This window comes from Zunongwangia sp. HGR-M22, assembly GCF_027594425.1.
Lineage (GTDB): Bacteria > Bacteroidota > Bacteroidia > Flavobacteriales > Flavobacteriaceae > Zunongwangia.
In genome coordinates, this window is the sequence record NZ_CP115159.1 from 2,888,688 (window position 1) to 2,910,904 (window position 22,217).

The 22,217-nt window shown below is 35.8% G+C and carries 18 protein-coding genes; 3 read left to right on the top strand and 15 right to left on the bottom strand.

From position 1 onward, the window contains the following. The first annotated feature begins 127 nt into the window (after window positions 1-127). On the top strand, window positions 128-1,150 hold the full coding sequence (locus PBT91_RS12490; RefSeq protein ID WP_270058801.1) for a LacI family DNA-binding transcriptional regulator: 1,023 nt from the start codon (window positions 128-130) through the stop codon (window positions 1,148-1,150). On the opposite strand, the gene PBT91_RS12495 is transcribed toward PBT91_RS12490, so the two are convergent. From PBT91_RS12495 to PBT91_RS12555, 13 genes are all read right to left on the bottom strand, one after another. Then, window positions 1,145-2,761 (bottom strand): UxaA family hydrolase, encoded by a 1,617-nt coding sequence (locus PBT91_RS12495; protein WP_270058802.1) that lies wholly within the window; start codon window positions 2,759-2,761, stop codon window positions 1,145-1,147. The two genes, PBT91_RS12490 and PBT91_RS12495, sit on opposite strands and share 6 nt — an antisense overlap. Before the next feature lie 28 nt (window positions 2,762-2,789). Then, a complete protein-coding gene (locus PBT91_RS12500) occupies window positions 2,790-4,241 on the bottom strand; it encodes a tagaturonate reductase (RefSeq protein ID WP_270058803.1) in 1,452 nt (483 codons plus the stop codon). Between the two features lie 14 nt (window positions 4,242-4,255). Further along, on the bottom strand, window positions 4,256-5,545 hold the full coding sequence (locus tag PBT91_RS12505) for a TRAP transporter large permease (protein ID WP_270058804.1): 1,290 nt from the start codon (window positions 5,543-5,545) through the stop codon (window positions 4,256-4,258). Beyond that, window positions 5,542-6,009 (bottom strand): TRAP transporter small permease, encoded by a 468-nt coding sequence (locus tag PBT91_RS12510; RefSeq protein WP_270058805.1) that lies wholly within the window; start codon window positions 6,007-6,009, stop codon window positions 5,542-5,544. The genes PBT91_RS12505 and PBT91_RS12510 overlap by 4 nt, the downstream gene beginning before the upstream one ends. 4 nt (window positions 6,010-6,013) lie before the next feature. Then, window positions 6,014-7,000, bottom strand: a complete 987-nt coding sequence (locus tag PBT91_RS12515) for a TRAP transporter substrate-binding protein (protein ID WP_270058806.1) — start codon at window positions 6,998-7,000, stop codon at window positions 6,014-6,016. Continuing rightward, entirely contained in the window at window positions 7,000-7,668 is a 669-nt protein-coding gene (locus PBT91_RS12520; RefSeq protein ID WP_270058807.1) for a bifunctional 4-hydroxy-2-oxoglutarate aldolase/2-dehydro-3-deoxy-phosphogluconate aldolase, read from the bottom strand. The genes PBT91_RS12515 and PBT91_RS12520 overlap by 1 nt, the downstream gene beginning before the upstream one ends. Before the next feature lie 177 nt (window positions 7,669-7,845). Further along, a complete protein-coding gene (locus PBT91_RS12525; RefSeq protein ID WP_270058808.1) occupies window positions 7,846-8,868 on the bottom strand; it encodes a sugar kinase in 1,023 nt (340 codons plus the stop codon). Next, window positions 8,869-10,272, bottom strand: a complete 1,404-nt coding sequence (gene uxaC / locus PBT91_RS12530; RefSeq protein ID WP_270058809.1) for a glucuronate isomerase — start codon at window positions 10,270-10,272, stop codon at window positions 8,869-8,871. A 29-nt stretch (window positions 10,273-10,301) separates the two neighbouring features. Continuing rightward, window positions 10,302-11,063 carry an SDR family NAD(P)-dependent oxidoreductase gene (locus tag PBT91_RS12535; protein ID WP_270058810.1) on the bottom strand — a complete coding sequence of 254 codons (762 nt, stop codon included), beginning with the start codon at window positions 11,061-11,063 and terminating at the stop codon, window positions 10,302-10,304. 10 nt (window positions 11,064-11,073) lie between these two features. Further along, window positions 11,074-11,907, bottom strand: coding sequence for a 5-dehydro-4-deoxy-D-glucuronate isomerase (gene kduI, locus PBT91_RS12540; RefSeq protein WP_270058811.1), 834 nt, complete (start codon window positions 11,905-11,907; stop codon window positions 11,074-11,076). A gap of 182 nt (window positions 11,908-12,089) precedes the next feature. Then, entirely contained in the window at window positions 12,090-12,896 is an 807-nt protein-coding gene (locus tag PBT91_RS12545; RefSeq protein WP_270058812.1) for an SDR family oxidoreductase, read from the bottom strand. Window positions 12,897-12,900: 4 nt separating this feature from the next. After that, on the bottom strand, window positions 12,901-14,085 hold the full coding sequence (gene uxuA / locus PBT91_RS12550) for a mannonate dehydratase (protein ID WP_270058813.1): 1,185 nt from the start codon (window positions 14,083-14,085) through the stop codon (window positions 12,901-12,903). Between the two features lie 9 nt (window positions 14,086-14,094). Further along, on the bottom strand, window positions 14,095-16,866 hold the full coding sequence (locus PBT91_RS12555; protein WP_270058814.1) for a glycosyl hydrolase 115 family protein: 2,772 nt from the start codon (window positions 16,864-16,866) through the stop codon (window positions 14,095-14,097). Between the two features lie 228 nt (window positions 16,867-17,094). On the opposite strand from PBT91_RS12555, the gene PBT91_RS12560 reads away from it, so the two are divergent. Next, window positions 17,095-18,897, top strand: coding sequence for an alpha-amylase family glycosyl hydrolase (locus PBT91_RS12560; protein WP_270058815.1), 1,803 nt, complete (start codon window positions 17,095-17,097; stop codon window positions 18,895-18,897). 324 nt (window positions 18,898-19,221) lie between these two features. Next, window positions 19,222-20,313 (top strand): HesA/MoeB/ThiF family protein, encoded by a 1,092-nt coding sequence (gene moeB, locus PBT91_RS12565; protein ID WP_270058816.1) that lies wholly within the window; start codon window positions 19,222-19,224, stop codon window positions 20,311-20,313. Window positions 20,314-20,344: 31 nt separating this feature from the next. Here the strand turns inward: moeB and PBT91_RS12570 are convergent, their stop codons facing one another. Both PBT91_RS12570 and xylA read right to left on the bottom strand, forming a co-directional pair. Continuing rightward, window positions 20,345-20,653: a hypothetical protein gene (locus PBT91_RS12570; protein WP_270058817.1), complete on the bottom strand. Its 309-nt coding sequence runs from the start codon at window positions 20,651-20,653 to the stop codon at window positions 20,345-20,347. Window positions 20,654-20,905: 252 nt separating this feature from the next. Next, entirely contained in the window at window positions 20,906-22,216 is a 1,311-nt protein-coding gene (gene xylA / locus PBT91_RS12575; protein WP_270058818.1) for a xylose isomerase, read from the bottom strand. Window position 22,217: the final 1 nt, after the last annotated feature.

Here is a 22,217-nt window from a genome sequence, read left to right on the forward strand (position 1 = left end):
TCCTTATTAACATTTAACCAAACCTAATGGCTTTATATTACTAATATCGGAATCCATATGTTTTAATTCTTATTCCTATATTGCGTCTCGTAAAGTACAAACTTTAACTTTAAAAGTGAGTTCCTGAATGGCAGAAAAAGTTACCATTTATGATATTTCCAAGAAGCTGAAAATTAGCGCAGCAACTGTTTCTAGAGCGTTGAACGACAATCCTAAAATTAGTCAGAAAACTCGGGAATTAGTTATGGAAACGGCAGCAGCGATGAATTATAAGCAAAATCGACTTGCTCAGGCATTAAAAAGTGGACGTACAAATAATGTTGGAGTTATTGTTCCTTATATAAACCGTAGTTTTTTCTCTAGCGTTATTCGTGGTATTGAAGAGGAATTATCGCCTCACGGTTATCATGTTATCATCTGCCAAACACATGAAGATGTTCGTAATGAGGTTAAACAAATAGATACTTTACTAAACACACAGGTTGATGGAATTTTTATGTCTGTCGCAAAAACCACACAGGATACTTCTCATATTAAGAAAGCAATTGCCGAAAACACACCTTTGATCTTTTTTGACCGTAAAAAAGATGTAGAAGGTTTAAGCGCTGTAGTTATCGACGATTTTAAAGGCGGCTATTTAGCTACCGAGCATCTTATAAAACAAGGTTGCAAAAAAATAGCTCACTTTTCTGGAGACTTAAATTTAGAAATTTACAAGAATAGACACGAAGGTTATCTAAAAGCCCTTAAGGATCATAAAATTACACCATTAAAAAGGTTTAGTGTTCAGGTAAATAGTAAATTAGAATCTGGTGCTTCAGCAATTAAAGATTTATGGGAATTTGATGAAAAGCCCGATGCTATTTTTTCTTCTAGTGATTATGCGGCTTTAGGTGCCATTCAAGAATTAAAAGCAAATGGGATAAAAATACCTGAAGAAGTATGTGTGGTTGGTTTCAGTAACGAGCCTTTTACAAAATACATGGAACTACCAATTACCTCTGTAGATCAAACCCCACTTGAAATGGGTAAAATTGCAGCTCAGGTTTTCTTAGAACAAACAAAAGAGAGCCAGCCACTTACTACAGAAAAGAAAGTTGTGCTGGCTCCCGAGCTTTATGTTAGAGATTCTTCTAATAGAAAATTATAAAGAAACTCCACGTTTCCACGGAATAAAGTCATTTTGATTATTTTGATCTGCTTTTGAGGTGATCTCGCCACTAGCAACATTAATAATATATTCCAAAATTTCTTCTCCCATCTCTTCGATCGTTTTTTCTCCCTTAATAACCGCTCCGCTATCAATATCAATAATATCAGGCATTCGGGCTGCTAAAATTGAGTTTGATGAAAGCTTTATTACAGGCGCTATAGGATTTCCTGTTGGCGTTCCTAAACCAGTGGTAAAAACAACTACATTAGCTCCAGAACCTACCATGGCGGTTGTACTTTCAACGTCGTTACCCGGTGTGCACAGTAAATTTAATCCTGGCTTAGTTACATATTCCCCGTAATCCAAAATATCCTGAATAGGTGATGTACCTCCTTTTTTGGCAGCTCCGGCAGATTTCATCGCATCAGTTATCAAACCATCCTTGATATTTCCCGGAGACGGATTCATATCAAAACCGGAACCGGAAGCTTCGGCAGCATCTTCGTAAGCTCGCATTAGTTCAAGAAAACGCTTGGCTTTTTCATCATCAACAATTCTATTTACCAATTCTTGTTCTACTCCACACAATTCAGGAAATTCAGATAAAATAGGCGACCCGCCTAAGGCTGCCAATAAATCTGACGCGTAGCCTAAAGATGGATTGGCTGAAATTCCTGAAAATCCATCAGATCCCCCACATTCTAAACCTAATTTAAGTTTTGATAATGGTGCTGGTTTTCGTTGAATTTCGTTTGCTTTTTTAATACCCTGAAAAGATTCTCGGATAATTTTATTCAGCATATCATCAATAGTGCCCTCTTGCTGCTGCTCGTAAATTAATACCGGCTTTTTCAAATTTGGATTTATAGCATCCAAAGCTTTCTGAAAAATATCTATTTGTAAATTCTGGCATCCTAAGCTTAACACAGTTGCACCCGCAACATTTGGGTTATTTACGTATCCCGCTAAAAGTTTCGATAAGGAAACAGCATCCTGGCGTATACCCCCGCAACCTCCTTGATGTGTTATAAAACGAACATTTACATTACTAAAAACCTCTTCTTCCTTTTCGCTTTCCTCTTCATTAAAATCTATATCGTTACCACTAATAAGATTTCTCAATAATTTTCGCTGCTTGGTAGACTTATGAAGGGATAATTCTTTTTCAAAAACATCTTTCAATAATTCCACATTACGATTTTCGCAAAAAACCAAAGGAAAAAATAACCACGTATTCGCTGTTCCCACCTGCCCATCTTCACGATGATAACCCATAAAGGTTTTATCTTTCCATTTAGAAATATCAGGTTTTATATAACTTGTACTTTCGGTTTTACCGGTGGTAATACTCGCTTGATGCTTTACATTATCTACTGTAAGTACGTCACCTCTCTTAATGCTGCTAGTTGCTTTTCCTACTAACACGCCATACATAAAAATTTTACTTTCAGGTTCTAGATCAACCATTGTAATTTTATGCTTCGCTTTAACATCAGAAAGTATGATGACATCTTCGCCCTCAAAATTTATCTTATCACCCTGCCAAAGATCTATCAAGGCAATAGCTACATTATCATCTGGATGTACTTTAATTAATTTATTCTTCATTTCTCCTAAGTTTTAAGCTGAATAAGTACTAGATTGTAGCTTTTTCAGTAAAATTTTTATATCCTTCTTCTATACCTTTAGTTTCAATCAATTCTAAAGCTAAGGCGATGTTGTCTTGTAAACCTGGAACTTTTGTTAAATCGCTGTCCCAAAATTTTTCATTTTTCAATATTTCGCCGCTAATTTCCTGATAACTGTGCATTTCCCAAACTCGCTTGAGTTCAGCAACCACCGCATCATCATCATTAATTGGCAAAGTATGATTATTCCATTCGCCTCTATAAAATCTTATTAAGCAAGCAAATGCAAAAGTAAGATGCAAAGGTAATCGATTGCAATCTTTTTGAAAAGCTAATAAACTAGGTAGTACTCTAACCTTAAATTTTGAAATTGAATTTAAAGCAATACTCGCTAATTGATGCTTAATAAACGGATTTCTAAAACGGTCTAAAACTTCTTCAGAAAACGTTTTTAATTCATCCTCTGGCAATGAAAGTGTTGGAATTATTTCTTTAAAAATTGCTTCTTTTACAAAGGCTCCCGTAAATTCATGATCTACAGTTTCTTTAACGGTTTCATTTCCGAAGAGCATAGAAAAAGGAACCATCGTGGTATGCGCGCCATTTAAAATTCGAACTTTTCTTGTTCGATAGGGCTGCATATCTTCTACAACGATTATATTTTCGTCTATTTTATCAAATGGAATTTTGGCTTTCAAAGCTTCTCCTCCTTCGATTACCCAAAGTAAAAATACTTCTGCAGAAACAATTAATTTATCCTCAAACTGAAGTTCACTTTGATACGCATCAATATCAGCTTTAGGATACCCGGGAACAATTCGATCTACTAAGGTATTATGAAAACTATTACTGTTGTTGATCCAAGCTACAAAATCGGCTTCTAATTTCCATAATTCTGCATATTGAAGTATAATTTTCTTTAGAGTATCGGCATTATAATTTATTAATTCACAAGGAATAATGGTTAATCCTTTCGCTGAATCCCCGCCAAAATGCTTAAACCTTCTATACAATAAAGCGGTTAATTTTGCTGGAAAACTTTTATGTGGTGTTTCTTCCAGAGTATCGCTTTCATCGTAAGCAATACCTGCTTCTGTAGTGTTAGAAATTACGAATTCTAAGGTTTCTTCTTCCGCTAGTTTTAAATAATCTTCGTAATTTTTATAAGGATTTATTCCTTTCTGAATACAAGAAATTGTTCTTTGCTCCTGAATTTCTTCACCCTGCTTTACTCCTTTCATAAACAGGTTGTACAACCCGTCTTGTTCATTAAGCATTTCCACTAATCCGCCTGCTAAAGGCTGAATTACGGCGACACCGGCATTAAAATTGGCTTCTTTATTTAATTTATCTATTACAAAATCTACAAAGGCTCTCAAAAAGTTTCCTTCGCCAAACTGAACTACCTTTATTGGTAAAGTTGTTGTTAGATTTGCATTTTTTCGGTTTAATTTTTCCATTTTAAAATCTTATTTTATTCAAATAATTTTGGCAGCCAAAGGCTAATTTCTGGGATATAAGTCACTAATAATAAAACAATAAACATAACCACATACAATGGTAATAAAGGTTTCATCACTTTTTGTATGGTCGTCTTCGCTACTCCTACCCCTATAAAAAGTACGGCTCCTACTGGCGGTGTACATAATCCAACGCATAAATTCATTACCATAATCATCCCGAAATGCACAGGATCTACGCCTAAATTCTGCATAACAGGAAGTAAAATTGGCGTAAAAATTAATACGGCCGGCGTCATATCCATAAACGTTCCTACAAAAAGTAAGAGCAAATTGATTATAATAAGAATCACATATTTATTCTCGCTTAAGCCTAGTAAAAGATCACTAACCGTCTGCGGAATATTTTCAAAAGACATTACCCAGCTCATACTCATAGATGTTGCAATAAGTAATAATACAATTGATGTAGTTCCTACTGAACTTAGAAAAATATTATAAAGCTTTTTGAGGTTTATTTCACGATAAATGGTTGCAAGAATCAAAGTATATAGGACGGCAATTCCTGAAGCTTCTGTAGCTGTAAAAATTCCGGAGACAATTCCTCCAATTACAACCACCAATAATAACAAGCTAGGTAAAGCATCCAGAAAAGTTACGGTAATCAATTTAAAACTAGACTTTGTACCGGGCGGATATTTTTTCTTTTTAATCCATATGGAAGCAACAAGCATTAACGCTAATCCCATCAAAATTCCTGGAATGTATCCCGCCAAAAACAAACTTGCAATAGAAACCCCTCCACTTGCTAGCGAATAAACAATTAAGACATTTGAAGGTGGAATAATCAATCCCGTTGTCGACGCTGTTACATTAATCGCTGCTCCAAATTCTTTAGAGTAATTTTCTTTTTCCATTGGCGGCCCTAAGATCCCTCCAATTGCAGAAGCTGCTGCAACTGCAGATCCGGAAATGGCTCCAAATAACATCGCAGCAATCACATTTACGTAGATTAAACCACCGGGCAGGGAGCCTATTAAAGCTTTCGCAAATTTAATTAAGCGATTCGCGATTCCCCCCTGATTCATTATTTGTCCCGCCAGAATAAAAAACGGGATTGCTAATAGCGAAAAGCTATCTAAGCCTGTTGCCATACGTTGAGACACTGTAGTAAAAGAAGCTATTGGATCGATAGAAAATAAAATCGTCACCAAACACGAAATCCCAATAGACCAGGCTACAGGAACTCCTATACTTAACAAGATCACAAACGAAATGACCAATATGAGTATTTCTGTAATCATAATAAGTATTTTTTAGGATTAAAAATTTCGTTCAGCTTATAAATAATAATTAACGCGCCACTTAATGGTATTACCGTATACACCACTGATAATGGCAAATGTAAAGCTGCGGAATCCTGACCGAGTTCTATATTCATTAATACTAAATTTCCTCCTCCGATAATCAATACCGTCACACAGAATAGAATTATTAGAATGTTTATAAAAATCATTAATTTAACTCTGTTGTCTGGATTTAATTTTGGTGGTAAAATATTGATTGCTAAGTGTTCTTGCTGTCCAGAGGCATAAGCCGCGCCAAGTAAACCAATCCAAATTAAGAGATATCGGGCAATTTCTTCGGTTACTGAACTGGGATTTTGTAAAACATACCTTGAAAAAACCTGCCACAAAACGGCAATTACTATCAAGGTCATTAAAAACACCAAAACGCCTCCCAGTAGCTTGTCTAATACTTTTTTCATAATTTTATTGTACAGCTTGTATTGCTTCTATTGTTTTTTTCATTACAGGGTCTTCTTTAAATTTTTCGTACATAGGCTCTACCTTTTCACGAAATACTTTTTTATCAGGATAGGTAACTTTTACTCCCGCTTTTTGAATTTCTTCTAAAGCATGCTGTTCAGCTTCGTGCCAGATTTTTTTCTCATATTCAGCAGATTCCATAGCGGCTTCTTTTAACCATTTTTGCTCCTGCTCATTCAATTTATCCCATACAATGGTACTCACTATTAATTCGTCCGGTAGTGCTGTATGCTCATCGACCATAAAGTATTTACATACCTCGTAATGATAAGAAAGGTAAAAACTTGGTAGATTATTTTCCGCGCCATCTACAATGCCTTGCTGCAATGCAGTATAAAGTTCTCCCCAACTAATTGGTGTTGGAGAACCTCCAAGATTTTTCACCATATTGATTGCAGTTTGGGATTCCATAACTCGTATTTTCTGCCCTACTAAATCATCAGGATTATTTAATGGTTCTGTGCTGTAGAAACTTCTACTTCCGGCATCATAAAACGTAAGTCCTCTCAAACGATTTCGTTCACTCGCTAGCAAAAGATCTTGTCCTATCTCACCTTCTAAAACATTAAAACGGTGATCGCTATCTCTAAACAAAAAAGGTAAACCGAAGACTTTTAGTTCTGGAGCAAAATTTTCTAATACTCCAGTAGAAACCTTTGTCATTCCCAAACTCCCTATCTGTAACAATTCGAGACACTCTCTTTCTGACCCTAATTGCTGATTGGGGTAGATATCGATTGTCATGGTTCCACCAGATTTTTCTTCTAGACGATCAGCCATGAATTTCATTGCTTTATGTACTGGATGAGAAGTATCTAAACCATGCCCCAATCGTATTATCTTTGTTTGATCTTCCGATTGGCAACCTGCTAAAATAAGCAGGCTACACAACGAAAAGTAAAACAGGTATGTTTTTCTTAGTATCTTCATTATCTTAAAGATTCAACTATTTTTATGGCTTCTGCTACTTTTGCCTGAACTTTTTGTAAATCAAACTTTCCATCTTCATTTTTAATAAAAAGTTTAGATCCTATCCCGACGCAATGTACGCCAGCTGCAAACCATTCACTTAAGTTTTCTTTTGTTGGGGAAACCCCGCCTGTAGGCATTATACTTGCCCACGGTAAAGGACCTTTTACCGCTTTTACAAACGAAGGGCCACCTACCTGAGAGCCTGGAAAGATCTTTACAACCTCAGCACCTAACTCTTCCGCATAGTTAATTTCTGTTACCGAACCACATCCCGGCATCCATGCAACTTTGCGTCGATTACAGGTTTTAGCCATTTCAGCATTAACCAAAGGAGAAACAATAAAGTTTGTTCCTAGCTGAAGGTAAAGTGTACTTGTACCTGCATCTATCACCGAACCCACACCAAGCATCATTCCTGGCAATTCTTTCACAGCATACTTTACTAATTCACCAAAAACCTCATGAGCGAAATCACCTCGATTGGTAAATTCGAAAACACGAGCTCCGCCATCATAACATGCTTTTAAAACTTCTTTACAGGTTTTTATATCAGAATGGTAAAAAACAGGAACAATTCCTGTCTCTTTCATCTGTTGCGCTACCGCTATTCTTGAATATGTTGCCATTTAATAATGGTTATAAATTAAATTATTTCCTATTTCTAGATTTTTAGTTTTGGTTTAATACAGAATCTATTCAAGTTTATCAAGATGTGATCCTGAAATAGATCTAAGAAAACCTTCTTTCTTGTTTCCTTCTTTTAAAATCTAGCGTCTATATTCTAATACCTAGTTTTGTAAAATCTACCTTTTTATTCTTCCGCCGGTACTCCCCTCTGCTACTTCTAAAACTTCTTCAGGACTTACCAAATTGGCATCACCTAAGATGGTATGTTTTAAAGCACAAGCTGCATTTGCGAATTCTATTGCTTTTTGATCATCAAAATGAAGCAATCCATAGATAAGTCCGGCCGCATAAGCATCCCCCGTTCCTATTCGGTCTACAACATTTGTTATTTCTAATTGTTGAGTTTCAATATATTCTGAACCTGTCCAAGCATGAGCGTAAACCTTCTGCCAGCTTGCACTAACGCCTTCTCTTATTTTATCAAACACTTTTTCAATAGAAGGACATTCTTTAATCAATGCTTTGCTCGCCTCGATAAAGCCTTCCTGCGAAAAATCGAAATCAGTTTTTAAAATCTCATTAATTTCGTTAACGCCACCAATAAATATGGTAGACATCCCCACTAATTCTTTCAAAACCTGATGGCCATCTTTACCATATTTCCAAAGATTACTGCGGTAAGCGGGATCTGCAGTAACTGCAACTCCTTTTTCTTTAGCGATCTGCAAGCCTTCTTTCAAAGTTTGGTAAGCACTTTCTGAAATTGCAGGAGAAATCCCCGTCCAATGTAGAAAACCGGCGTCCTCTAAAATTTCCTCCCAATTTACACTTTCTGGTGTAATATTGGCAAAACTTCCTTGTAAACGATTATAAGCAATTTTACTAGCTCGAAGGCCTGATCCTACTTCTAAAAAGTAAAGCCCAAGAGGATGGTCTACTTTGTTAACAGCAGATACATCAATCCCGAATTTTCTCATAGCAGCGATAGCTGCTTCACCCACTAAATCGTTTGAAACATTAGTTATTTGTTGTGTTTTTTCACCGAAATAAGATAGTGAAGCTGCTACATTCATTTCAGTTCCCCCGAAATAAAAATCCATGGAAGTAGCCTGCGGAAGCTTTCTATTTTCCGCAGGTGATAATCGCATTAGAACTTCTCCAAAAGAGACGATCTTTGTATGTTGATTTAATTTCTTCATCTAAAAATTGAAATAATCTTTGGCATTTCCGTAGCAAATTTTTGAAATAGTATTTCCTACCAACTCCATATCTTCTGGTAGTTCTCCTAAAGCTATTTCTTTTCCGAAGAGATTACATAATACTCTTCTAAAATATTCGTGTCTTGGGAAAGAAAGAAAACTTCTAGAATCGGTTAACATTCCTATGAAACAACTAATTAAGCCCATATTAGAAAGTGCATTCATCTGCTTTTCCATACCATCTTTTTGGTCTAAAAACCACCAACCAGAACCCAACTGTACTTTTCCTTTTACACTACCGTCATTAAAGTTACCAATCATTGTGGCAAAAATCTCGTTATCAGCCGGATTAAGATTATACAAAATAGTTTTAGTTAATTTATCTTTTCCGTCGAGCGCGTCTAAAAATTTAGAAAGTTTTTCAGCCTGACTATAATCACCAATTGAATCCCAACCAGTATCTGGTCCCAACTGCGCCAACATACGCTTGTTATTGTTACGTAGCGCTCCTAAATGGAATTGCTGCACCCATCCAAATTGATGATAAGTTTTCCCTAAAAATAATAGTAAAGCAGTTTTAAATTTCTCTATATCACCAAATGAGATTTCTTTTCCTGCAAGCTTACTTTTGAAAACAGCGTTTACTTCAGCTTCTGTAAAGTTCTCAAAGCTCATAGAATTTAGCCCGTGGTCACACAATTTGCATCCATTTTCGTCGAAATATTGAATACGCTTTAAAAGTGCATCTTTTAGATCCTGAAAACTCTGAATATCTATCTCGGCAACTTTCCCTAACTCTTTTAAATAATCGGTATAACCTTCCGCATCAATTAAAATAGATTTATCCGGACGAAAAGCTGTACTTACTTTAATACCAATATTTTGTTCTTTGATGGTTTGATGATGCTTTAAGTTGTCTGTAGGATCTTCTGTGGTACATAAAGTTTCTACATTCATCTTATTCAACAAACCTCTACAAGAATTTTCTTTTTGTTGAAGTTGTGCATTTACATTTTCATAAATTGAAGAAGCATTTTTTTCATTCAGCAACTCCTCAATCCCAAAATAACGTTTTAATTCTAAATGTGTCCAGTGGTAAAGTGGATTTCTAAGCGTATACGGAACTGTTTTACCCCAAGCCTCAAACTTTTCTTTATCGCTTGCATCGCCAGTAATAAACTTTTCGTTTATACCCAAAGTTCGCATCGCACGCCACTTGTAATGATCCCCGGCCAACCACACTTTAGAAATATTCTCGAATTGTTTATCGGCAGCGATCTGTGCCGGTGGTAAATGATTATGGTAATCGATAATTGGCTGATCTTTTGCATAAGAATGATACAGCTCTTCTGCATATTTATTCTCTAAAAGGAAATTATCGGTTATAAAAGTTTTTGTACTCATTTTTCTATTTTTCAATATTTTGAGAAAAATTATCTTCCCATCCAGCCACCATCTACGGTAACTATACTTCCACTCATATAGTCACTAGCTTCTGAAGCCAAGAAAATAGTGGGACCTTTAAAGTCTTTTGGTTCGCCCCAACGTCCTGCTGGGATTCTAGCTAAAATTGCTTCGCTTCTTTCCTCATTATCACGCAAAGCTTGAGTGTTATCTGTCGCAATATAACCAGGAGCAATCGCATTAACCTGAACGCCTTTGCCAGCCCATTCGTTAGAAAAAGCCATCGTTAATTGACCAATTGCACCTTTGGAAGCCGCATAACCAGGAACCGTAATTCCACCTTGGAAGGTTAACAATGAAGCGGTAAAAATTACTTTACCGTGACCACGCTTAATCATTTCTTTTCCGATTTCTCGAGTTAAGATGAATTGCGCATTTTGGTTAACTTCAATCACTTTATCCCAGTATTCATCTGGATGCTCTGCTGCCGGCTTACGCATTATGGTACCGGCATTATTAATTAGAATATCTATTTGCGGATTTTCAGCTTTTGCTTTCTCAATAAATTCGTAAAGCGATTTTCGATCTGAAAAATCACATTGATAGGCTTTAAATTCTTTTCCTAATTCTTTGATTCGCTTTTCAATTGCCGAACCTTCTAATTCTAAAGAAGCAGAAACTCCCAAAATATTTGCTCCGGCTTCCGCTAAGGCTTCTGCCATTGCAAAACCAATACCGCGTTTACATCCGGTGACTAAAGCTGTTTTTCCTTCTAAACTAAATAAACTCATAGATTGCTTCTTATTTAAGTTCGTCTGGAGTTACTTTATCCATATCTCCATAATCTAAATTTTCACCGGCCATTCCCCAAATAAATGTATAGTTTGAGGTTCCTGCACCTGCGTGAATAGACCATTCCGGAGAAATAATTGCTTGATGATTTTTCATAAACACGTGACGTGTTTCATTTGGTTGTCCCATAAAATGGCTAATGGTTTGCCCTTCTTCTAAATCGAAATAAAAGTAAACTTCCATTCTACGCTCGTGCGTATGCGGTGGCATGGTGTTCCAAACAGATCCTTCCTGAAGCTCTGTCATCCCCATTTGTAGCTGACAAGTTTCTACCACGCTATTTACGATCAATTTGTTGATCACACGTTTGTTTGACGTTTTACTATCTCCCAACTCAACAATCTCTGCCTCTGCTCGAGTTACTTTTTTAGTAGGATTTATTCGATGTGCTGGCGCAGAATTAATGTAGAAATAAGGCTGTTCATCGGTAGCTTCGAAAATCACTTCTTTAGAACCTCTACCTACATAAATAGCTTCACGGTGACCAATTTCATAAACCTTACCATCAACGGTAACTTTTCCTTTACCACCAACATTAATCACTCCTAATTCACGACGATCTAAAAAGTTTTCTGCTTTTAACTCGTCGATAGGTTCTAATTTTAACGCCTTATTTACCGGAAATGCACCACCGGCGATATAGCGGTCATACATGGTATATGTTAATTTTATTTGATCCTTTACAAAAAGTTCCGGAATAAGAAAATGTTCACGAAGTTCTTCTGTTGTATATCTTTTCACATCTTCGGGATGATGTGCATATCTAAATTCTGATGTTGTCATAATTTTGGTTATTTTCTTATTTTATAGAATAAAAGAGCAATTTATTCATAATTAGCGAAAATTGCATCCCGGACTAGCCTGAGAATTATTTGATACTAATTTAGAATTATGCAATCGATTACACAAATTATTTTTCTCTTTTTTTAGTAAATATTTAATATAATCTCAGTTTAGAAATAATATTAAACTCCACTAAACGCATTGAAGCCCCCATCGACTGGAATTACCGTTCCGGTTACGAAAGCTGAGGCATTGCTCGCTAACCATACTGCAGGACCCTGTAATTCTTCTGGTTCACCGAAACGCCCCATAGGCGTTTGATTTACAATTTTTTGTCCGCGACTGGTTAAAGAACCATCTTCGTTTAATAATAGATCTCTGTTTTGTTCCCCTACAAAAAATCCGGGCGCTATGGCGTTCACGCGAATTCCTTCGCCGTATTTATGGTTCATTTCTACGGAAAGCCATTTGGTGAAATTATCGATCGCTGCTTTTGAAGCGGAATACCCCATCACTCGAGTAATAGTTCTTTGTGCGGCCATCGATGAAATATTGATAATACTTCCCTTTTTCTGTTTTACCATTTCTTCAGCAAAAACAAGCGTTGGCAATATAGTTCCGTTGAAGTTCAGTTGATTTACACCATCTAAAGCATCCATAGAAAGATCAAAAAATTCCTGATCTGGAGTAATCACCGCGCCTTTTTTATTTCCGCCGGCGCCATTTACCAAGATATCGATACTTCCCCATTCAGAAAGTACTTTTTCCTTTGCGCTTTTTAAACTTGATCTTTCCAAAACATCAGCAACCAAGGCTAGAGCTTCTCCTCCACTATTTTTAATTTCTTCAACTCTACTATTAACTGTTTCTTCCGTTCTACCCAAAATCGCCACTTTAGCACCGTTTTTTGACAAACCATGAGCGATTGCTCCGCCTAAAACTCCATTTCCTCCAGTGACAATAGCTACTTTTCCGTTTAATTCAAACATATTATTATTTCAATGCGTTTATAATTCCAAATTCTAATCCGCGTAATTCTGCTAAACCACGTAACCTTCCTATTGCAGAATATCCAGGATAATACGGTTTCCCCTGGTCGTCCATCATTTCGTGACCGTGATCTGGTCGCATTGGTAAAAGTCGATCTTTGCCTTTGGAGCATTCATAAAAAGTTTTTACCAAATCGAACATTTTAGCGCTTCCTTCTAAATGATTGGCTTCATAAAAATGATAAGGTTCTACGCGATTTACCGAGCGTAAATGCACAAAGTGAATACGATCATACCAAGTTTTGATAATTTCGGGAAGATTATTGTCTTCTGAAGCACCTAGACTTCCACTACAAAATGTGAGTCCGTTATGCTTTGAAGGGACTTTTTCAAAAATAAATTTCAAGTCTTCAGCATTGCTCACAATTCTTGGAAGTCCAAAAACCGGCCATGGCGGATCATCGGGATGTACCGCTAAAACCACATCATACTTTTCAGCTACAGGAATAACAGCCTCCAAAAAATAAATCAGATTATCCTGAAGTTGTTCTCTGGAAATGTTATCGTATTGCGCTAATCCATTTTTCAACTTTTCAATAGTAAAACCATCTTTATCACCTGGCAATGCCATTAAAAGACTTTGTTTTAAGACTTTAATTTCTTCATCTGAAAGACTATCGTATTTTTCACGCGCTTTTAGCAAAATATCATCTGAATATGATTTTTCGGCATTTTTACGTTGCAGCATATACACATCGAAAATCACGACATCGATCATTTCATGTAATAATGCCGTGCTTCCGTCTTCTAATTCAAACCGAATATTTGTTCTTAGCCAATCCAAAATCGGCATAAAATTGTAACAAATTGTTTTAACGCCACAAGCCGCTAAATTTTTGATACTTTCTTTATAATTTTCGATTAACTGATCTCTTTCTGGTCGTCCTTGCTTTATAAACTCATGTACAGGCAAACTTTCTACCACATTCCAATGTAGTTTAAAAGAATGTAATCGATTGCTCTCTTCGAGCAAATTAATCCGTTCCTGAATCTTTTCCTGTGTCCAAATATCGCCTACAGGAACTTGATGTAATGCCGTAACCACACCATGAGCACCGGCCTGTTTTATAGTATTTAGCGAGACAGGATCATTGGGACCATACCATCGCCAGCTTTGTTCGAAAATCATTTTATTTATTTAGTTTTCTAATTTTGTTTCTTTTAATAAACCGTAAGGTAAGGGTTTATCGATTGTTTTTAAATATATAAAATCTATAGCAACTGCCGGATCGATCATATAAATATTTAAAGTATGTTTTCCCGACTTTAAAAGTTTTACCGGTAATCTTGCTTCAGCTTTATTACTAAGAACATTTTCTTTCCAAATTGCACTTCTTCCATGGGTTTCAAAATTCAGAATCTTAATCGGTTCATTATCCCATTGAACACCTACTCTCACGCCATGTTTATTAGTTATTGGATGCGTAGGAAGCGCATAAATAATAAGTTCAGCATTATCGGTTATACTTTCTGTAATAATCTCATAACTCAATTTTGCATGATTTTTTTCAAAATTTAAAGTATCTAAGGGATTTTTATCGAATGGCATTGCCTGCATTATCGCACCAGAATATCCTAAACCATCAATCTTTTGCCATTTATTATTTTTAAAAGATGATTGTTTTTGAAAGTTCTCAGCATACACAACAGCTATCCCGTTTTTTTCGAAAACACCTGATTCTAAATACTGATATTCTTTAAATTGAAGATCTATTTGGTGAAAATCTCTACCTAGTTGAAGTATAAAATGATCATCATTATTTCTAGATTTTCTATATTGATTCCAGTTTATTTGAAAATAAATTCGGTTTTGAAGTTCATTGAAATCTGAATTTAATTCACCATTTCTATTCGAAACCATTATCCATTCCGGAAGATCATTTAAACTCCATTTTACGATTCCTTCTTTGGTAAGAAAAATATCCATAAAATAGGTATTGTTAGCGCCTTTATAAAAAGTTGGTAGTTTATTCACTTTGTCAAAATCTCCTTCAATATAAAAATCAACTGATTTTTCGGTATTCTTGATTTTAGAACTGAATTCTGGTTTCTTGAAAACCGGTAAATTTCTAGGTTTCATGGACATGATTCCGTTCCATTTTCCATCAGCTATTCTATTATATCTTTCTGTAATTTTCTGAATACTATCATACGCCGCTAATGATTGTTGCTGAAATATTTTTGTACTTAATCTTCCCTGTTTTGCATATTTTTCGGCTAAATCGCGATTCAACTGCTTTTCATTCATAAACATTTCAGCCTTAACCGGATAATGCACTAATTGAAAGTAGCAAGCTTTCAACGAATCTGGTACCTTTTTCCAAACACGATCTGATTGTCGACCTAAATTCTGGTACGTTTCTAATCGATGCTGAATTTCATCTCCATAACTAAAAGGAGAATAAGCAGTAGGTTTTACTTCCGTAGTAGGTTCGGTTTGGCTCCAACCCATAAATTCCGGTTTACGTTCCCAGGCTAAATCGTAATACTCTTTTCTTAATGCTGAAATTTGAGTTCCTAATTCTTTTCCGAAAATCGTATCATAGAATTCATTTCTATGATTTTCAACTTTTGAAGCAGATTTAAATTGACTCATATCGTAAGCCATATCTAAAAAAAGCTGCATGTTATATTCTGCCGGTTTCAGGTCTCCAACATTCAGGATCCAAATTTTGCGAGCGTTCATTAGATAAGCTTTATGCATTTCTTCCCAAATTAAGGCAGGATTGGTCGTACTAAGCCATAAATAATCATGTGGTCGTCCCCAATACGAAGCGTGATAATAGACTCCAGCGCCACCGCTTCTGGCACGCTCTTTCTCATTTCCTAAACGCCTTATGTATCCATAATTATCATCGGTCCAAACCAGCGTAATATCCTCTGGTAATTTCATGCCGTAATCGTACAAATCTAGCACCTCTTTATACACCGTAAAGGCTTGTGGAATTTCAGTTGCACTTTTTCCACGATGTTTTTCAAGCATTGCACGCTGATCGGCAATTACGGTTTCTAACAAACTCGCCGCTTCTTCGATACTCTTCACACCTTCCATCCCGCTATCGTGAATGCCACGCATTCCGACAGTGAAAATAGCATCGATATCTTTAGATGCTGATATTCTACTTCCCCAATATTCGTTGATTTTTGCTTTGTTATTTTTATAATCAAAATGTCCAAAATCATCTTTCCATTCATCGACATTATTCCTCAACATGGGTTCGGCATGCGAGCTTCCTAAAACAATATGATACTTTTTTGCTATTTCAGGATTTCCGGGATAATGAAAGAATGCTTTAGTCGACGGGTGCATTGCCGGCCAAATGGTATTCGCTTTCAATCGTAATAATAATTCAAAGATTTTTGAATACGTTTTCGGCCCAATATCGCCTGTTTCCGAATCAAAATTTTTGGCAGCCCAGGGTTGCAATCCCCAATCTTCATCATTTAAAAATATACCCCGAAATGCTACCGAAGGTTTTTTAGAAAAATAATCGTTCTCAAGAAACTTTAATTTTCCAGACTTTTTTACGGGAACATCTGCCCACCAATACCAAGGTGAAACGCCATTTTTTTCAGCAAAATCGAAGACTCCATAAGCGGTTCCGCGAGGATCGGTTCCTGCAATAATAAAGTACTTTTCGTTTTTAGACCAACCTTGATAATAACTTTCTTTTTGTTGCTGAAATGACTTTGGAATGTCTTCTGAAAGATTTTTTTGAATAAATTCAGAATCAATACTACCTACTAAGATTGCTGATTTTTGAAAGGCTTTTTCTGAAGTAAGCACATTTGGTTTTTTACCGGTCACTTGAAAAATATCTTCCGCAAGTAAATGAGCTGAAATAGAATCAAGACTATTCCCATTTTTATCGTAGCAAATAGCGCTAATCGAGAAGGCTTCACTTTCCATTTTTTGCTTTTGAAATGCAAAACAGCTAATCGTAAGGAAGCAAAAACAACATAAAATATATCTCAATTGGAGCATTAAAACGTTTTAAGTATAAATATAGTAAACTACTTAAATCACTCGTCCTGTTCTGTCATGAATTTTAATAATTATGCGTGGTTAAATATCTCACAAATAAATATTTCCAACTCTTTTGAATTGTAAATTTAGATCACTAATAGAACCATAAAAATGAAAAATGATTCCACTACTTATCCTATAGCGCCATCACTTGGCATGGGCGCGATTATAGAAGAAAACTTTACCACATTTAGAGTTTGGGCACCCCATGCAAATCGTGTTGCGGTTACCGGAGATTTTAATGATTGGAATCCAGATGATCTAGAACTGGAAGCTGAAGATAATGGCTATTGGGCCGGCACTACAGATAAAGCTAAAAAAGGCGACCAATACAAATTTCTTATCCACAATGGCGACCAATCTCTTTACAGAAATGATCCTTATGCTTTTGAAGTAACCAATAGTGACGGAAATTCTATAGTTAGAGACCTTAATTTTGACTGGGAAAATGATGAATATCAGTTACCTTCCTGGAACTCTCTTGTGATCTACGAATTACACGTGGGAACTTTTAATCGCAAACATCCAGATCAAGTAGGAACATTTGACGATGTTATTGAAAAACTAGACTACTTAAAAGATCTCGGCATAAATTGTATCGAATTATTGCCGGTGGCAGAGTTTGCCGGTGGAATTTCTTGGGGATATAATCCAGCTCATCCTTTCGCTATCGAGCAGGATTATGGAGGACCTGAAGGATTGTTTCGTTTGGTAAAAGCTGCGCATCAAAGCGGAATTGGAGTAATTATGGATGTTGTTTACAATCATCTTGGCCCATCTGATGTTGATCTTTGGCAGTTTGATGGATGGCACGAAAATAATAAAGGAGGTATTTATTTTTACAACGATCACCGCAGTGCTACACCTTGGGGAGACACGCGCCCAGATTATGGCCGTGCTGAAGTAAGACAATATTTTAGAGATAACGCTCTAATGTGGATAGAAAAATACCATTGCGATGGTCTACGAATGGATGCGACCTCATACATTCGTTACGAAGGTGGTGGTTTGGGATTTGATACCGAAATTTTAGAAGGTATTATGATGATGCGAGATATCAATGCTGAAATAAGATCGAAATATCCTAATATTATTACTGTTGCTGAAGATCTGAAAGCTGATAATATTGTTACTGCAGATGTTGAAAATGGCGGCTTGGGCTATGGTACGCAATGGGATATGAAATTTGTGCATCCGGTTCGTGAGGTTTTAACCACTATGCAAGATGATGACCGTGATATAAAAAAAATTGTCGATGCGATCACTTATAGATATAATAGCGATGCATTTAATCGTGTAATTTATACTGAATCTCATGACGAAGTTGCTAACGGCAAAGCTCGCGTACCAGAAGAAATACAGCCGGGAGATGCAGAAAGTGTTTTCGCTAAGAAACGTGCGATCTTAGGTTTAGCATTGGTGATGACCTCTCCGGGAATCCCTATGATTTTCCAAGGACAGGAATTTATGGAAGATGGTTATTTTCAGGATAATGCTCAGTTAAATTGGGAGAAATTAAACAGAATGGAAGGTATTGACCATTTAAGCTCCGATCTTATAAAACTTAGAACAGGAGCAATATCGGGTGCAGATGGTTTAAGAGGGCAACATACAGAAATTGTCCATTGTAATAACGAAACTAAAATATTAGCCTTTAAGCGAACTACCGATGAAAATCCTGTGCTTGTAGTACTCAATTTTTGCAATAAGGATTATCAGGATTACGGAATTGGCATACTGGAACAAATGGACTGGAAAATAAAATTCAACAGTACTTGGAAAGGTTATGACGAAGATTTTTCAGAACTTCAAGTTCAAGACGTTCAAAAATTACATGAAACTACCGATCAAAAAGAATGGACCGGTAAAATTAATATTCCGGCTTATTCGGCATTAATTTATACACTTAACTAATATTTTTTGAATTTCGACAATAGATCATAAAGAGTTGTGGTCACCCTCAATTTGGTTCAGGGTCTCTTCACTAATTTATTTTACAAAATAGAATGAGATTCCCGATCAAGTGCCAGAATGACGAAAGTAGGAAGTATTATAAATTACAGATAATCGATACTGGTAAAGTCTGAAGATTAATTTCTTCAGATTTTTCTTATTGTCCTTTACTTATCACTCAAACTAATCGGGATCTTTTTAAGATTTGTTGTTAAACTTATAAGCTAGTTTTTATATTTATGGCTTGAATCCAGCAGCTATTTTAGCATTTAAAAAGCTTTGCCAGTGAATAACGAAAGATATACAAGACAAACTCGACTTCAGGGATTTGGCATAGTAGGCCAGCAAAAACTAGCAGAAGCAAGTGTTTTGGTAGTTGGAGCAGGTGGCCTTGGTATTCCTGTTCTACAATATTTATGCGGAATGGGTGTTGGCAAAATGGGTATCGTAGATAATGATAGTATTGATATAAGCAATTTACAACGCCAAATTTTATATACAGAAAGTGATATAGGCAAATCTAAAGTTGAAGTAGCGAAACAAAAATTGCAAGCTTTAAATAGCGAAATTGAGATTACAACGTTCTCAACTTTTATTTCTACGGAAAATGCCTTAGAAATTATTGAAAATTTTGATGTCGTTGTCGATACTTCAGACAATTTTGCAACGCGATATTTAGTAAATGACGCCTGTGTAATACTAAAAAAACCATTGATTTACGGAGCGATACAAGCTTTTGAAGGTCAGGTTAGTGTTTTTAATTATCAAGGCGGTCCTACTTATAGATGTCTATTTCCTGAAATGCCAAATCCTGAAGAAATTCCAGATTGCAACGAAAATGGCGTCTTGGGAATTATCCCCGGAATCATAGGAAGTTTACAAGCCTTAGAAACGGTAAAAGTGATTACCGGAATTGGTGAAACACTTTCTGGTAAATTAGTATTGTTTGACGGATTAAGTCAACTTCAGCAGCAAATAAAATTCAGCTTAAATCCTAAGAATTTAGAAATTGAAAAGCTTCAAAAATCCTATGAATTTAGTTGTACTTCAGAAATTAATGATATTAGTGCTGAGGCCTTTTTAGCAAAATGGAATTCTGAAAATATTCAATTAATCGATGTTCGAAATCCTGATGAAATCAAAAAGCAAAATCTCGAAAATACCTCTCATCAGCAGTGGCAAAATATTCCGTTAACCAAACTTAATTCAAAATATAAAACTATCGAAACGCAAAAACCAGTATTCTTTTTATGCCAGTCGGGCGTGCGCAGTTTAAAGGCTATTCGCTTACTTAAAGAATTAGGATTAAACGGTAATTTTATAAATATTGATGGCGGAATGAATGCCATTATTAAGGTTAAAAATAAAACTTTGTAAGTTAGAATTCCTTTAAAATTTCTAAATTAAACTAGGCAGTTTCAACCTGAAAAGAATTCATTAAATTTTTAAGATAAGGCACAAAATTATCTTTTGATCGTAATTTATCCCACGCTTCACGTCTTTTAAATTCATCATTAATTTTACCAAGAAAGAAGTTATAAATTTCCGGATATTTTGAAGTATAAATTTCAAAATTGAAAATTACAAGATCCATTTTATACTCTGCCTTAGATTGCTCTCTTTTATTTGAAGCCGCTGATAGCAAAGATTTACTTTCATTAAATTCTGAAATAAATTTCTCTAAAACCGAAAAGTGACGAAAAACTAAATAATTCATAATTGATATAAGTATAATTGGTTAAACTATTATACGTACAAATGTATTATTCGGTTTTAGCCATCTCAATACCCTCAAGAAGGGATATTCTTACTTTTTTTAGAATTCACCCTACATGAAAGTTCAGTCTATTTCTTTTGAAAACCGCCGTAAACACTATGATTTTCATACAAATACTTTTAGGATTTCTTTTTCATTAAACAAAAAAAGACCGCATTATAGCGATCTTTTTTCAAAATAAATTATAAAAATTTAATAGGCGTTAGCGATTATTTGCTCGTAAAGCTCCTGTTTTCCACTTATTTGTTTTGGTTCTCCATTTGCTTTTCCTAATTCGCTTAATTGCTCTAAAGTAAGTTTTCCAGTCTCAAAATCCTTACCGCTACCACTATCGAAACTTGCATAACGATCTTTTCTTAAGCTGTTATATTTTGTGTTTTTAAGAATATGATCTGCAGTAATAAGACCTCTTGCAAATACATCCATACCTGCAATATGAGCTATAAATTTATCTTCAAGATCTGTAGAATTTCTTCTAACTTTTGCGTCAAAGTTAATTCCGCCACCTTGTAAACCACCACCTTCAAGAATAATCATCATGGCTTGGGTTACTTCAAAAAGATCGATTGGGAATTGATCGGTATCCCAGCCGTTTTGGTAATCTCCGCGGTTAGCATCTATACTTCCTAACATCCCGGCATCAATCGCTGTTTGCAATTCATGCTCAAACGTATGCCCGGCTAGTGTTGCGTGATTTACTTCAATATTTAGCTTGAAATCATCTTTAAGTCCGTACTTATTAATAAAACCTAAACAAGTTGCAGCATCGTAATCGTATTGATGTTTTGTAGGTTCCATAGGTTTTGGCTCTAAAAAGAAATTACCTTTAAAACCTTCTTTTCTAGCATAATCTCTACACATTCCTAAAAACTTAGCCAAATGATCCTGCTCTCTTTTCATGTCAGTATTTAGCAGGCTCATATAACCTTCACGACCACCCCAGAAAACATAATTTTCGCCTCCCAAAGCAATCGTGGCATCCAGGGCTATTTTAGCTTGTGCACCAGCGTAAGCAACCACATCAAAATTAGGATTTGTAGATGCTCCATTCATGTATCTTGGATTACTAAACAAATTCGACGTTCCCCAAAGTAATTTGAGTCCGCTTTCCTCCTGCTTTTGTTTAGCATATTCTGTAACGGTCTGGATTCTCTTTTCAAACTCTGCCAAAGTTGGTGCTTCATCCACAAGATCTACATCGTGAAAACAGTAATAAGGTACACCAAGCTTTGTCATAAATTCAAAAGCAGCATCCATTTTATCTTTTGCGCGCGCCACAGGATCTTCTTTTTTATCCCATTCAAACACTTCGGTATCAGCACCAAATGGATCTCCCCCTTTGTTGTTGAACGTATGCCAATAAGCCACCGCAAACCTTAAATGCTCTTTTAAAGTTTTCCCTGCTACTACTTTATTTTCATCATAATATTTAAAAGCCAAAGGATTATCACTCTCTTTACCTTCAAATTTTATGGTATCGATATTTTTAAAATAATTACTCATA